12 protein-coding genes and 3 tRNA genes are annotated in these 14,739 nt (G+C 43.0%); 14 read left to right on the top strand and 1 reads right to left on the bottom strand.

Features of this window, described 5'->3' with window-relative positions; all coding sequences use genetic code 11:
* Positions 1-46 precede the first annotated feature (46 nt).
* From PSBA01_RS04665 to gspG, 7 genes are all read left to right on the top strand, one after another.
* Positions 47-123, top strand: a tRNA-Pro gene (locus tag PSBA01_RS04665).
* Between the two features lie 108 nt (positions 124-231).
* Positions 232-308: transfer RNA gene (locus tag PSBA01_RS04660), tRNA-Arg, on the top strand.
* Between the two features lie 41 nt (positions 309-349).
* Positions 350-425: transfer RNA gene (locus PSBA01_RS04655), tRNA-His, on the top strand.
* A gap of 434 nt (positions 426-859) precedes the next feature.
* Positions 860-1,795, top strand: coding sequence for an AraC family transcriptional regulator (locus tag PSBA01_RS04650; RefSeq protein WP_186475190.1), 936 nt, complete (start codon positions 860-862; stop codon positions 1,793-1,795).
* Positions 1,796-2,086: 291 nt separating this feature from the next.
* On the top strand, positions 2,087-3,142 hold the full coding sequence (locus PSBA01_RS04645) for a hypothetical protein (RefSeq protein ID WP_186475189.1): 1,056 nt from the start codon (positions 2,087-2,089) through the stop codon (positions 3,140-3,142).
* A gap of 228 nt (positions 3,143-3,370) precedes the next feature.
* The gene (gene gspF / locus PSBA01_RS04640; protein ID WP_186475188.1) at positions 3,371-4,573 is read left to right on the top strand and encodes a type II secretion system inner membrane protein GspF; all 1,203 of its coding nucleotides are present in this window, start codon (positions 3,371-3,373) and stop codon (positions 4,571-4,573) included.
* Between the two features lie 526 nt (positions 4,574-5,099).
* Positions 5,100-5,540, top strand: a complete 441-nt coding sequence (gene gspG, locus PSBA01_RS04635) for a type II secretion system major pseudopilin GspG (protein ID WP_186475441.1) — start codon at positions 5,100-5,102, stop codon at positions 5,538-5,540.
* 155 nt (positions 5,541-5,695) lie between these two features.
* On the opposite strand, the gene PSBA01_RS04630 is transcribed toward gspG, so the two are convergent.
* A complete protein-coding gene (locus tag PSBA01_RS04630) occupies positions 5,696-6,622 on the bottom strand; it encodes an IS30 family transposase (RefSeq protein WP_025643743.1) in 927 nt (308 codons plus the stop codon).
* A 220-nt stretch (positions 6,623-6,842) separates the two neighbouring features.
* Here PSBA01_RS04630 and PSBA01_RS04625 point away from each other — a divergent pair, with 220 nt between their 5' ends.
* From PSBA01_RS04625 to PSBA01_RS04595, 7 genes are all read left to right on the top strand, one after another.
* Positions 6,843-7,409 (top strand): protein-disulfide reductase DsbD domain-containing protein, encoded by a 567-nt coding sequence (locus tag PSBA01_RS04625; protein ID WP_186475187.1) that lies wholly within the window; start codon positions 6,843-6,845, stop codon positions 7,407-7,409.
* A gap of 53 nt (positions 7,410-7,462) precedes the next feature.
* On the top strand, positions 7,463-9,631 hold the full coding sequence (locus PSBA01_RS04620; protein WP_228724638.1) for a protein-disulfide reductase DsbD domain-containing protein: 2,169 nt from the start codon (positions 7,463-7,465) through the stop codon (positions 9,629-9,631).
* Positions 9,632-10,000: 369 nt separating this feature from the next.
* A complete protein-coding gene (locus PSBA01_RS04615) occupies positions 10,001-11,413 on the top strand; it encodes a phospholipase A (RefSeq protein ID WP_186475185.1) in 1,413 nt (470 codons plus the stop codon).
* Between the two features lie 40 nt (positions 11,414-11,453).
* A complete protein-coding gene (locus PSBA01_RS04610) occupies positions 11,454-12,290 on the top strand; it encodes a ComF family protein (RefSeq protein WP_186475184.1) in 837 nt (278 codons plus the stop codon).
* 280 nt (positions 12,291-12,570) lie between these two features.
* Positions 12,571-13,050, top strand: coding sequence for a prepilin-type N-terminal cleavage/methylation domain-containing protein (locus tag PSBA01_RS04605; protein WP_186475440.1), 480 nt, complete (start codon positions 12,571-12,573; stop codon positions 13,048-13,050).
* Positions 13,047-13,733, top strand: a complete 687-nt coding sequence (pilV, locus tag PSBA01_RS04600; RefSeq protein WP_186475183.1) for a type IV pilus modification protein PilV — start codon at positions 13,047-13,049, stop codon at positions 13,731-13,733. Before PSBA01_RS04605 ends, pilV begins: the two co-directional genes overlap by 4 nt.
* Positions 13,733-14,728 (top strand): PilW family protein, encoded by a 996-nt coding sequence (locus PSBA01_RS04595; RefSeq protein ID WP_186475182.1) that lies wholly within the window; start codon positions 13,733-13,735, stop codon positions 14,726-14,728. The genes pilV and PSBA01_RS04595 overlap by 1 nt, the downstream gene beginning before the upstream one ends.
* The last annotated feature ends 11 nt before the right edge of the window (positions 14,729-14,739 follow it).

Genomic DNA, 14,739 nt, shown 5'->3' with positions numbered 1-14,739 from the left:
GCCAACAACGAGTTAATCGACAAACTATCGTGATAATAGAGAATTTCGGAGTGTGGCGCAGTTTGGTAGCGCATCTGGTTTGGGACCAGAGGGTCGTAGGTTCGAATCCTATCACTCCGACCATCTATTTTAAGAGCCTTACAGGCTTTTTTTTATGTATAATGATTTAGTTTCTGATATAGTAAAAATTATATTATAGACTGAATGATAGTATATAAAAGTCCTCTAAGAGCGCCTGTAGCTCAGCTGGATAGAGCATCTCCCTTCTAAGGAGGTGGTCGCAGGTTCGAATCCTGCCAGGCGCGCCATTTAGCCTGCAAATCTTGCCTTCTTCTTGGCAGTAGTTATGGCGGTTGTAGCTCAGTTGGTAGAGCCCCGGGTTGTGATCTCGGTTGTCGTGGGTTCGAGTCCCATCAGTCGCCCCATTTTATTTTGCATTGTCTGCATATAAATCCTATCTTTATACTAAACCTTATCGAATAAATAGCACTCGCCACTGTTGGCGTTTTTTTGTGTCTGCATGATTTATATTTCCCTGTATTATCCTATAATATTAAACAGTTAAAGCTTTCTGAACTTTTAATTGTTTAACAATTTACTGACTTCTTACTCATATCAATTTTGTGATGGGTTTTTCTTCGGAGACCTAAGCGAGCTGTGCCTGCTCGACTACTGGTTAGTACTGCTTATGAGTAAATAGACATCATGTTTTAAATCGGGCATTATGCTTAGGTCTTGATGAATCCTGCTGATGAAAACATCGTATTGGCTAGATCGAAAAAATTTAAAGCATTTTGGATACACACCCGCCTTTTTAAGATTTGTTGTTATTGACCCTGTATTATTGAGGAACTGATTGATGGACGCTTTGAGCGTATTGCTACAGAATGTGCACCTATTTGAGACCAAGTATTATCGTTTGAATGGTGCTGGCAATTGGTCTTATTCTATGAGTAGAAAAGACACCATTTTATTTTACTTGGTGATGTCTGGTGGTTTTTGTATAGACGTTGGCAATGGCCTACGCGAAGCTCGTGCTGGTGATATGATTATGATCCCGAACGCGCATAAGCACGTAAGCTATGCACTCAATCATCATGGTGACGTAGCTGAACCCCTCGATGAATTACTGACCAATTGTCAAGATCGCACGCTTGAGATTGATGGCAATGGCGATCCTAATTCCTCATTGATTTTGATTGAATGTAAATACGATAAAGAGATGATTAGCCCTCTACTATCTGTGTTACCACCGATATTGCCTGAGCTCAATGATGCGGCTGATGGTCGGTTTGAGGTGATTGATGTGGAAATCAAGCTTTTGACCTTGGAGTCTGAGCGCGAACGCATGGGCAAAACGGCTGTGATCAATCATTGGGCAAGCATCATGATGATTGAATGTTTGCGCGTTTATATTGAAAGCTTACCTGAGGCGACTGAGAATTGGCTAAAGGCCATGAAAGATCCGTTTTTGACCAAGGCGCTTGCAGCGATGCATGAGGCGCCAAGTCAAAACTGGACCATTCATAAGCTTGCAGAGGTGGCAGGTATGTCGCGCTCGAGCTTTGCCCAGCGCTTTAAAGATACGGTAGGGATGCCGCCGCTCACTTATTTGATTGATTACCGCTTGCGTTTGGCAGCACGTTATTTGCGCTTACAGCAAAATAGTATCAGCCGTATCAGTGATATGGTGGGCTATGCGTCAGATTCAACTTTTAGTCAGGCGTTCAAACGCGTTTATGGTGTCTCACCAAAAGCATACCGTCAACAGTATCAACAGCAAAAGCTTGCATAAGTTATTATTTTAACGTCCTCAGTGTTCATTTATTAAAAGCGTTAAGGCGACCAAGGTATCCTTAGCGCTTTTTTTGATTGATATATATCTAGCATTTGCCTAGGTAAAATACTTGGCAGTCAACTGGCGCTATTTTGGCTAGGCAAGGCTGACAATACGCTTGTGTTCAGGTACTATGGAATAATGAGTCGTCGAGGTGTGAGCGTTCATATTTGACGCATAATATGTGACTGTATACCAGTGATATAGAAGGATCGAGACGATGTTTATTTTTGCTGCTGATGGTATGTTATGACTGAACCGACCGCAAAGCCAAGTACAGAAGCCAATAGCCACCAAGGTACTACTGCAACTGCTAAAAAAGAACAGAAATCTGATAAAGCTAATGCGCAAGATAACGTGCATGCTAGCAAAACGATGTTAGCTAATACGGCTGAGATGCCTGATAAAGCGGCATTATTAACGCTATTTACTTTGTCAGATACCAAGGAGAGCATTGATGAAGTAGGCGCTAGCGAACAGCCTGACACCGATACATCAACCATACAGCCTACTGCCAATGAGTCAAACGTGGCTGCGCAGCGTGTGGCTCTTTATCATACCCAGCACGAGCGCACTCGACTGCTATATATGGCATCCGCCAATACGCGCCCCACGTATTTAGTACAAACCCTCAAATCACAATTTGCAGAATATCAGCAGTATTTGCTTGCTCAGCAGCTTGATAAGCGTGGTTTGATGGATACAGAAATGCTTGAACGACTTTGGCAGCAGCTGCACGTGGTCGATGATATTATTGCAGATATCGTGCATCATATGCCCGCTCAGCAGCCAGCAGGTTGGCAGCTTACCACGCAGGATGGGCGCAACCCGCTGTGTTTTGCCACTGTCGGTAAGCTAAAACATGGCAAGCCAATCCGCGATCAAGGCAGTCTCAATAGCTACGTGCTAGGTCACTTTGGCGTGAGCAGCTTTACCTATGATCGCGGTTATTATATCGGTCACGTGGTTGGTTATTTATTCAGCTGTTATTTTTGCGCGCACTTATCTATCAGTTATGGTGTGGCAGCGCTCGGTCAGCAAGTCGTTGCTGATTATGATTATGCTAGTCTTGAGACGCCGCACATGGTCAGGCTGTTACAAGGTCTGGATGGGTATTGTAAAAAACGTGTCTATCAATTGGCAGTGATTTGTGCGCGCTTGAGTGTGTTTGCAAGTGATAAACGCATTGAGAGAATGCTGATCGCTGAGGTCAATGACTTTGATAAAAAGTTACAGCAGCAGCATTTGGATGTTTTATTATTACAAGGCTTGATGCCTGACAGTAATGACTCAACGCCGCTTTGATATAGTCAATCCTAAATAAAACAGATACATTATATATCAAGGTGGAACTGGGATAAATTTTCCTTGCGCGCTGTGCCTACGCTGCTCGATGCTGCGAAAAATTTATCCCAGTCCCACTGTATCGTTTTTATACTGAATTCACTATAGATAGTTTTTATAGACATTACCCTTTTTGTTAAGCCATACATCCAAACCCCTACCTGTGACTTTTTTAGGATATCTGCCGCTATGCCCGCTTATCATTTTAAAGCGCTTGACGACCAAGGTAGTGTCCAAAAAGGCTTACTAGAAGGGGATTCTGCTCGGCAAGTTCGGCAGCAGCTGCGCGATAAGCAGTGGACACCAGTCGAAGTCAGTGCGGTCAATGACAGACAAAGCCAAAACAAAAGCCGCTATAAAAAACCATCTGCTTATGAGCTTGCATTACTCACACGCCAGTTATCTGTGTTACTAGCGGCCGGTATTCCACTTGAAGAAACTTTGGCTGCTGTCGCTAAACAATCGCCAAAGACGCATATCAAATATCTGATGCTGGCGGTACGCTCACATGTTTTGGAGGGATTGAGCTTAGCGCGTGCCTTGCAACAAGCGGCAAGTTTCCCGCCTCTATATATTGCCACGATTGCCGCAGGCGAAAAATCTGGTCACTTGGATTTAATCCTTAATCAGCTAGCCGACTACACTGAAAACCGCTTTGCCCTTCAAAAGAAAATCCAAGGGGCGATGGTCTATCCGATTGTACTGATGGTTATGGCAATTGGCGTGATCATGGGGCTGATGAGTTTTGTGGTGCCCAAAATTGTCAAAGTCTTTGAGCAGTCCGAACAGGCCTTGCCATTGATTACTCAAGTCGTTCTGACGTTATCAAATATCATTACGCAGTGGTGGTGGTTAATGCTACTGGTATTGGCAGGTACTGCGTTTTTGTTTTATCGTTTTGCCCAAACGCAGGCTGGGAAATTGGCAATAGATAGTATGGTACTCAGGCTACCGATATTAGCCAGATTGTCTAAGGGATTGAATGCGGCGCGTTTTGCTAGTACGCTTGCGATTTTGGTGCGTTCAGGGGTGCCATTGATTGAGGCGCTACATATTGGTGCGGCAGTGACGACCAATTTGCACATCAAGCAAACGATTGTGACTGCTGCTGATAGGGTCACAGAAGGCTCAAGTTTATCCAGCCAACTCGAAAAATCCACTTACTTTCCGCCCATGATGGTACAAATGATCAAAAGCGGTGAGAATTCAGGCGAGCTTGAAAGTATGCTCAGTCGTGCCGCCACGATGCAGGAGGTGGAGGCCACCAATTTTATCAGTACCTTACTATCATTACTTGAGCCTTTGATGTTGGTTTTGATGGGCGTGGTGGTGATGATTATCGTGATGGCAGTGATGCTACCAATCGTTAATATGAATGACTTGGCAGGCTAGTCAATAGTTAACTGACTAGCTGAAAAACAGCCGATATGCTCTTCTCAAATTATCAACTATCTGCATTTTTATCCTCTCTTAATTACCTATCTTGCTAAACCCTACGTTAGCTTTCTTAAGATTTGCTTACTGTTGTATATTGTTGACCAAGCAAAGTTTTTGCTATGGTAAACCTAAGCACCACGTTATAGTGAAAGCGGGTCAAAACGATAGGATAGATATCGATGATTATTAGCTGATGGTTACTTGGTATCGACTGTAATGACAATCTGAGCACAGCGCTGGATAAAAATAAAACCATGGTTTATAGTGACAATGATTTAGGGTTTTATTGATAAGCACCTAGACGCATGAGTGCTACTAGAACGCCACTTTTACTATTTACATAACTGTGATGACCAAAGCGATGACTATGACTGACACCCTTCAAGTAAATATTAGCCCAAAAAGTGCCAATACCAAAAATGACAATAATAATATTCAAGCCCATGGTGGCATTGTAAATGATCATCAGAGAGTCCATTCAATGACACATCGAAGCTCGATAGGTAAGTCTGCACAATCAGGATTTACGCTTATTGAGATTATGGTGGTTATCGTCATCTTGGCTATTCTTGCGGGCTTGGTCGTCCCAAAAGTAGTCGGACAAAGTGACAAAGCGCGTGTCAAAACCACTGAAACGGCGCTCGCTACTGTCTCCAACGCGTTAGATATGTATAAAGTCGACAATTCACGCTATCCGACGACAGCGCAAGGGTTAGAAGCGCTTACCACACCGCCAAGTGACGCCAAAAACTATCCTGAAGGTGGCTATATTAAAGGTGGCTATCCAACAGATGGTTGGGAAAATGAGATGCAATATGTCTCACCGGGTAGTGAAGGGCGAGCTTATGACTTGTTTTCTTTAGGTGCAGATGGACAGCAAGGTGGTGAAGGTCAGGATGCGGATCTTTATGCTCAGCTATAAGATTTAGACTTGTCGGCATCTAGAAAGCCTATACCAATAAAATATCGTTAAATGCACTTGTTATCGTGCAATTAACGGCCTATCAATATCAACCAATAATTCTTTATTGGTTGATATTTTTTATCGATACTTAGATTAACACACCAAGTGCAACGCTAATTAATATTATAGAACGCCTGCATAGGCGTTTTAAACCCTAATCGTTTTCTTGGTCTGTTGTTTAGTTTGTTCTCAATGTCCTGTATTTCATTATCAGAGACTTGTCTAAAGTCACAACCCTTAGGCAAGTACTCTCTGATAAGGCCATTGGTATTCTCGTTGGTTCCTCGCTGCCATGACGCATAAGCATCGGCAAAGAAGAAAGGGCTAAAGAGCTTTTGTTTCACCTTCTTATGCTGAGCAAACTCTTTACCATTGTCAGAGGTAATGGTCTTAACCTGCAACCTCACTGGCGCTAAGAGTTCTATCATTGCCTCTGATACTTGCTGTGCTGTTTTATGACCCACACGCTTCATCTTCAGCAGCCCCGTTTTACGTTCAACGAGCGTGACAATCGCTTGCTTGTGATGCTGACCGATAACGGTATCCGCTTCCCAATCTCCAATACGTGAGCGTTCTTCAACAATACAAGGGCGCTCATGAATCGAGACTCTGTCATTGATACGGCCTCGAGTCTCAGCGGTTAGACGCTGCCGGTATGGTTTTCCTTTACGTCTGAGACACTGCCACAATGTACCGCCCTGCCTCTTATCACGCCAAATATAGCGATAAATGCTCATATGACTGATACCAGCATGAACGCCAGATATTTGCTCAGGACTCCAGTTCTCTTTAAGCTTGTCTGTCACCCATGCCCAGAGGTCAGTCACAATAGTTGTGGCGTTGTTAGCCCGTCTGTCACAAGCCTTGTTATTAGCATGCTTTGCTCGGTAACCTCGTAGGCTTTTATTACGCCTAAGCTCTCTTGATATGGTACTGGGACTTCTGTTTAACACCCTCGCTATAAAATTAATACTATGTTTTGCCCCTTTAAGGGCATAAATCTGGTATCGTTCACCTAGGCTTAGATGTGTATAGCTCATGGTTGCAATCTCACTTTGGTCGGTGGATAAAAACTTTGATGCTAGCGCATCTAGGTCTTTTTTTCACCTTGCATTTGGTATTGCACTTCATGTGTTAATCTAAGATACGTAAAATAAATACCATCCTGATATGAACCTGGTATTGAGGGTCAGTAGTTTTATCAGTAAGTGTATATCCGTACTGCCAGTCACTGCAAGCTAAAATCAAAGGTAATAACTTATGTCAATAAAAATACCAACACTACAATCAGTCGATATCAATAAACGCGCTACTAAGTTCCATGCGCTTGCACTTACTGTTGCAACCACTTCGTTGATGACAGCTTTATCAATGACATCAATTAGCGCACAGGCGGCAGGATTGAACGACTTATTTAATAGTAGTAGCGCATCCCAATCAAAATTCTTACCAGTGGATGAAGCTTTTCAGGTGATCAGTAGCACCAAAGCGACATCTAAGGGCACGCGTTTATCCATCACGTTTGATATCACGCCAGGACATTATGTCTACAAAGACCAGCTCGCGTTAAGCTTTCCTAAAGGCATAAGCGCAACGCCGTTTACTTTTAATCAGACACCAGTGTCCATTGATGATCCAACCTTTGGTAAAGTTCCTGTATTTACGCAAAGGAGTGTTGTTGCCACCACGATGCTGACGACCAATAATGGTAAAGGCGCAAAAAATGCCCCGATTATCATTGGTTGGCAAGGCTGTGCAAAAGCTGGGCTATGCTATCCGCCCGAAAAGATCAAAACTAAGGTAAATATTGCTGCGACACGTAGATAAGTATTGAGCAGTTTGATTCAAATATTGGTAATAACAGGTAGCTATTCATGCTCATGAAGACATCACAACAATCGCCATCATTGACTGCAAATACACATGTAAAAAAATCGTATGTCTTAGCATGTGCGATTGCTAGCGGCTCGCTATTGACAGGGTTGTTGGCTACGTCAACGACGGCGCAAGCGGCAGGGTTGGGTGATCTATTTGGCAGCAGCCAAAATACAGCGCAATCGAAATTTTTGCCAGTAGATGAAGCCTTTCAGGTTAGTAGCAGTAGTGCCTCTACCAAGTCAGGTACGCGTCTATCTATTAATTTTGATATCACGCCTGAGCATTATGTCTATAAAAATCAAATCAAACTGACGCTACCTGCGGGCGTGACAGCGGCACCTTTTACCTTTAACCAAAAGCCATATTCAATCGACGATCCGACATTTGGTAAAGTGTTGGTGTTTGATCAAGCCAATATGGTCGCAACTACCACATTGACCAGTAACAATGGCAAAAACATCGATGAAGCAGCAGTTGTCATTGGTTGGCAAGGTTGCGCCAAAGCGGGATTGTGCTATCCCCCTGAAAAAATCAAAACCACTGTCAATATCGCAGCAGCATCGTCACAGAGCGCGACAAGTAATACCAACACTGAGGCAGAACGTGCGTCTATTAACGAGACGGCCGCGAGCGACAATCTGACTGATGCGACGATATCTGCTGGGAATACTGAAACGACATTTGCAACGACTGGTACTAGTAGCACCACGGCGCAAGCAGAACAAGCGCTGATGGATGAGGATGTTATTGATTATGATCTAATCGATGACAGTACTTTGGAGTACGACTCTTTAGATGGTAGCACTGCAACGACCACGATTTCTGGAGCAAACGCCAATGTATCAAGTGACGCGACCAATAGCGAGAATGTAAATGCTAGCAACCTTGTTGATGGTGATCCCTTTGGTTTGGCGTCTCATCCTTGGCTCGCATTGGTGTTGCTATTCTTAGCAGGTCTAGGTTTGGCCTTGACGCCGTGTGTCCTACCGATGCTGCCCATCGTTGCCAATATTGTCGCCCGCGAGCAAAACCCAACGGTCAAACGCGGCGTCATTCTAACCACCAGTTACGCAATTGGTGTGGCGACTGCCTATGGTATTTTGGGCGCTGTGATTGCGGTATTTGGTGAGTCATTAGGTATTATTGGCTGGTTGCAAAATCCTATTATTTTGATTGGCTTTGCGATTGTTTTCGTCTTGTTAGCGCTATACATGCTGGATGCTTTTACTGTACGTTTACCGCAAGCACTCAGCCGAAAAATGCAAGGGCTTAGCCAAGCAGGCGATAGCAAGCTTGGTAGCACAGGTGGTAGTTTGATTGCTGGATTTTTATCTGCATTAGTCGTATCTCCTTGCGTCTCTGCGCCATTATTCGGCGCGCTACTGGCAGTCTCTACCATTGGTAGTCCGCTATTGGGTTTCGCCGCCTTATTCATGCTGGGTTTTGGTTTGTCAGCACCGCTTATTTTAATTGGTGCTACTCAGGGCAAAATCATGCCAAAAGCAGGAGAATGGATGAACTGGGTCAAGCAAGGCTTTGCGCTACTATTATTCGCGGTAGCATTGCTATTAGTTGAGCGCGTGTTTATATCGCCAGTGATGCTTATGGTATGGGCATTATGGTTTATGGTGGTGGCGACATGGGCGTGGAGCTGGATTGGCAAAAGACGCATGTTAACCAAAGCCATGAGTCTGATTGCTGGTATCTGGGCCGCTTGTCTGATCGTGGGTGCGGCATTAGGGAATGATGATAGCCTGCATCCATTAGCTTCGTTAAATGCCGCGCCGATGATGATACCATTCACGGCTGGTCAGCCGATGGGCAACGATAGTGCGGCGACAGATAAAACGATCACCACACTTGCAGAGCTAGATACGATTGTTGCAGCATATCCTAATGTCCTTGTCGATTTGACAGCAGATTGGTGTGTTGAGTGCCGTATCATGGATAAAAACTTATTTCATAATCGCCCAGCACAGATGCAAGATTGGCAGCTGGTGAGACTTGATATCACGGATACTACGGAAGACTCCAAAGCCGTTTTGTCACGCTACAAGCTGTTTGGCCCGCCAGCATTACTTTATTATCAAGGTGGTCAATTGGTTAATCAGCAAGTGGGCGAAATCGGTCGCGTGGAGTTTGAGCAAACCTTAACGACGCTAAACAACTGATGGCTCACAACCCGTACTTAACAACCTGAGTAATTCTTTTGCTAAGGCTTAATAATGAAAAAAAGCCAGCGTACGCCAATAATGGTACGCTGGCTTTTTTCATGCCATTAAATTATTTTAATAATATCTTCTAAACGTTTGGTTTTACACACAATATGCCTTTTTAAGCAGATTTAATATATCGATAACGCTAGTATAGTGATTATATTTTCATTACAATAAAGTAACAATACTGAAGGGGTATATCAGTTTGTCATAACTGCTTCTGATGTTCTCATTTTTTCTAGTTTTTTAGCGGCGACGCTAACAGTTATATTAATTAACTCACATACTCTGCTGGCGATAATGCTGGTTAGATAAAGGACATTTATGTTTGCCCACATCACCACTCAGCGTCAATTACAACGTACTCATGTAATCAGTCGTAACGCCAGTAGTCGCACGATACATACTCATTTGAGTATCGCAGTCGCTATCGCGTTGAGTTGTACGGCGGTACAAGTACAAGCAGCTGACAATAGTCAAACTTATAACGAACTGCCAGTACCAGAAGCGGCGTTTGAATATGAAACCGTTGAGATGCCGCAGAGCGTAACCACACAGAGCGGTAAAGTAATCAGCAAAGAATTTATTGCGCAACAAGCGAAGCTGTTTTCTGAATGTACGCAAGTGCAGAGCAGTGCCGCTCGTTTGGCTTGTTTTGATAAGGTAGCTGAACAAGGTAAAACACCAAGCTATACCACGACCAAACAACCAGTTGATTTGGCAAAAACATTTAAGACGACTATTTTGGGTAATCCACAAGTTGTTTTTGTGGAAGAGAACTCGACCAATACTTTCAGTGATGAGAGCGCAACTGCTAATCAACAGTCTGCTACTAATAGTTTGGATACGGTCACAGACAATCAGCAAGAGGCTCAAGTTCTAGAAAGTGTGGGTGTCACTCAAGCAGATATTGAAAAATATACACCACTCAGTTTGGCATATGATCTCGATCAAAACAGTGAGCGCGGTACTTGGACGGTAAGACCATACCGTCCGACTTATCTGCTGCCATTGTTTTATACTTTTGATCCTAATTTAAGCCCAACCACCCCTTCTCAAGAAATTGAACCTTTTGACTCTAATGACATACGTGAGACAGAGCTAAAATTCCAGTTGTCTTTAAAGAGTAAAGTCGCAGAGGATCTATTCGATACCAGCGCTGATCTGTGGTTTGGTTATACCCAAGAGTCACATTGGCAGGTGTATAACGAAGACAATTCACGACCATTCCGTGCTACCGACTATCAACCTGAGATATTTTTGACTCAGCCTGTGACGGCAGATCTACCTTTCGGTGGACGTCTACGCATGTTAGGCGCGGGTGCTGTGCACCATTCTAATGGACAGGATGATCCATTATCACGTTCGTGGAACCGTGCTTATTTAATGGCAGGGGCCGAGTGGGGTAAGCTGTCAGTCATACCGCGTCTATGGGCTCGAGTGAATGGTGATAGCAGTAGCGACGATGACAACTCAGATATCGAAGACTACATGGGTTATGGCGATATCAAGTTCTTATATGATTTGCCTGCTGAGCAGAGCATTAGCGGTACTTTGCGCTACAATCCAAGCACCAATAAAGGGGCGGCGCAAATCGACTATATCTATCCATTGTCAGAAAACGTCAACGGTATGGTGCAGCTATTCCAAGGTTATGGCGAGTCCATTGTTGATTATAATCATGAGAATACCTCTATTGGTTTCGGTATTGTACTGAATGACTGGAAAGGCCTCTAATATAAGCGAGTCTTACCATATTTATGATAATCAATAGTCTATGCACCGCTTAGTGCCTTATCAAACCGGACTGTGGCTGGCAGAGTATTTAAATGTACGCTGCCAGCTGTGCCGTATGTATAGAAGTACATCACAATCTCAGCTATTGATGCAGCACTCACACGCTAATAGTAATGACGCATCGAGCGAACATTCTGAGTTTTCCCTTTCAAGCAATCGATCCTCGTTCGCTCATATTTTTCATCAAATCAATCACCGCTTAAATAGAGGTCTACTCTGTACTTATTGCCATAATAGTATCGCATGGCTGCCACAGCCTTTTGATGTTGACATTGCTGCTGGCAGGTCCTTATCTATCCAAGTATCCACCTATTATGAATATCCAATCCGTCAAGCGATGCGGGCGTTTAAGCATCATGAAGATATGACGAAATTGCCATTATTGTTACATGCATTACGCCAGCTACCACGGCCACATGGCTGTCATCGTAATAATAGCGTGATTGTTGCCATGCCAACGACCAATCAGCGGCTAGTGAAACGAGGGTTTGATCCTGTCAGTATTTTATCATCACAACTGTCAAAGCATTGGCAAATTCCTTTATGGCACGGTGTGGAGCGCATTGATGATACGGTCAGTCAGCAAGGGCTTACACGCGCTGAACGTCTAAGCAATTTAGACAACGCCTTTGCACTAACCGAAAAGCCTCCGGTAAAACGCTTACTATTGTTCGATGATGTCTCTACGACAGGCGCAAGCTTGCAGGCATTGGCACGTGCATTCATCTCATCTGAGCAAACAGTAACCATAAATGCTCAAAGCCATAACAATTATCATATTTCTGCCTGTGCCTTAGCTCATGGCAGTCAGTCCTAAAAATCATCTATCTAATTGAAATTATTGATATATTGCTAATATATCATCGTAACGCTATATTATTAAATACATATATATTTACTGGTCTATCAAGTATGTATTATTGTTCATCCGTATATAACATGAACAGAATGTTGTGGAACAAAAATTGCATATTATTAGTCAAGCTAACTATAAAACTATTAGCAAAACTGACACCAAATTTTAGTTATTTTAAAACAAAAACTGATCAGAGACAGACATTAGCAGTGCTAAATAGGGATTTGATGTGAACGCATCTATGAATAGTCTACCGACCTCGCTAAGAACAGCCAATTCAGGGTTTACCTTGATTGAGCTGATGGTAACGATTGCTGTACTAGCTATTATTGTAAGTATTGCTGCACCCAGTATCAGCACACAGCTTGCTAATCAGCGTGTTAAGTCGACGGCTGCGACGCTTGAGAATGCGTTAAAAGAAGCAAAGGCTGAGAGCATTATCCGTCGTCAAAAAATAACTTTGACTTATGCTAATACTAGCACGCCTAAAGTGATTACTATTACTGCTCCAGGTTCGACTATTATTGCAAGCTACAGCTATAACTCTAAAAGTGTTATTAAACCAGATATAGCAACCCCCACCACTTTTGAACCAAGTAAGTGGGTTACTACAGCGCTTACTTACACAGTCTGTGATAATTATAACGGTGCGACATCGCGCCAAATTGAGGTTGATAAAGTCGCTAACATTACTATTAAGGTTGGAGGAACTTGTTCATGAATATTTCAACCTCACAACGTGGTGTTGGTCTGATTGAAGTGTTGGTTGCAGTACTATTATTGTCCGTTGCTGTATTAGGTTTCAGTGCATTGCAGATGCGTGCCATTAGCGCCACTGATGAGAGTTTGGTGCGTACTAAGTCTTTAACTTTAGTGCGTAACTTGGCTGAAGTAATGCGTGCTTATCCTGACGGTTACGTTACTAGTAATGGCACGGTATTTACAACTGTGCTTGCTGACAAAGCTAATGCAGAACCCATAGTGCAGGCGATAGCTACTATTCCGACTTTAGCCGCTGATGCAAGTGGCTACTATAGCGTAAAGGTCGATGGAACAGAAATAAGTATAAATGGTAGTAATAACTGTCACTCAACCACAACTGTAAAAAATGCGAAGAATGAGCTTGTACCATCACAGATTTGTAGCACCAATCAGCTTGCTGCTCTTGACACTTTGTTAGTTAAACAAATGGCGCGAGAAGAAAATATCGAATTAGCCGTGGTTGAATGTCCTGCTGATACAGGACAACAAGCCATCCAACAACATATGTGTATTATTACTGCATGGAATGGAACTAAGCCACTATTGATTGATGATGATAAAGGCAATAACTCAAATGCGTGTGCTGATAGTAAAGGTGTTTACAAAATCGGTAGTCAATGCTTGATTTCGGAGGCTTACTAATGGATCATCATAATAAACTAAGTACTCATGTAGCCAAGTATATACATAACGAACGTCAGTATGGCTATACTAAAAATGTAGCAGGTTTTACTCTAATAGAGCTGATGATTTCGTTGGTTTTGGGATTGCTCATCTCAGCGGCGGTGATACAAGTCTATATAGTGAATACTCGTACACTAACTATTCAACAAAGTGCTTCAGAGGTTCAAGACAGTACTATATTCGCATTACAAGCATTGGAAGACCACATTCGTATTGCAAATTTAGGCAATCCGATAACCAGTATCAATGATACGACTAACCATGGTGGTATAGTGCTGACTTCAACCAATTTAGGATCAAGTAATAATACTGAGGCTAAATATCTTACCAATAGTGCAGGTAGCAAAGGCTGGGCAGGAATATCTAATATTACAGGAGTGGATAGTGATCAGCTAACCATTCAATATAAAAATATTACACCTAATGATTTATATGACTGTCAAGGCGGCGAAATTAAAGCGGGTAGTGCTGATTGGGTAGTTGAACGCTACTTTGTACGTTTGGCGACCAATGCTAGTACCAAAGCAAGCGGCGTGCAAGATTTAGCTCTTGCTTGTGCTGCTGGTCGTGTAAGTAATGACGGTACTGTCTTGCCAAAATTTGAGGGCACTGGCTCTGTTATCGTTCCCGCTATTGATCAATTCAAGATACTTTTGGGTATTAAGATGGATATCAACCAACTAACCTATCTAGCACCTAGTACTTATTTAGATTTGACAGACAGACCGCCAATTACTACTGTCAAATTAGGAGTTATTATTCGTAGTACCACACCTCTAATAACAGATACTGATCAAATAAGCTTTAACGTTCTAGGTACTACACAAAATTTAAAAGCCGATACAGCACGCAGGAAGTACTATCGCCGTAGTTATGAGTCCACAATTCTATTGCGCAATGCTCGACTGATGGACGTAGTAGCCACTGCGCCCACACTTGCAAAAACACCATAACTGGAGGGTAA

Origin of the sequence: Psychrobacter sp. KCTC 72983 (assembly GCF_014280455.1) — a bacterium.
Taxonomy (GTDB): Bacteria; Pseudomonadota; Gammaproteobacteria; order Pseudomonadales; family Moraxellaceae; genus Psychrobacter; species Psychrobacter pacificensis.
This window is presented reverse-complemented; position numbering and strand designations above follow the sequence as displayed.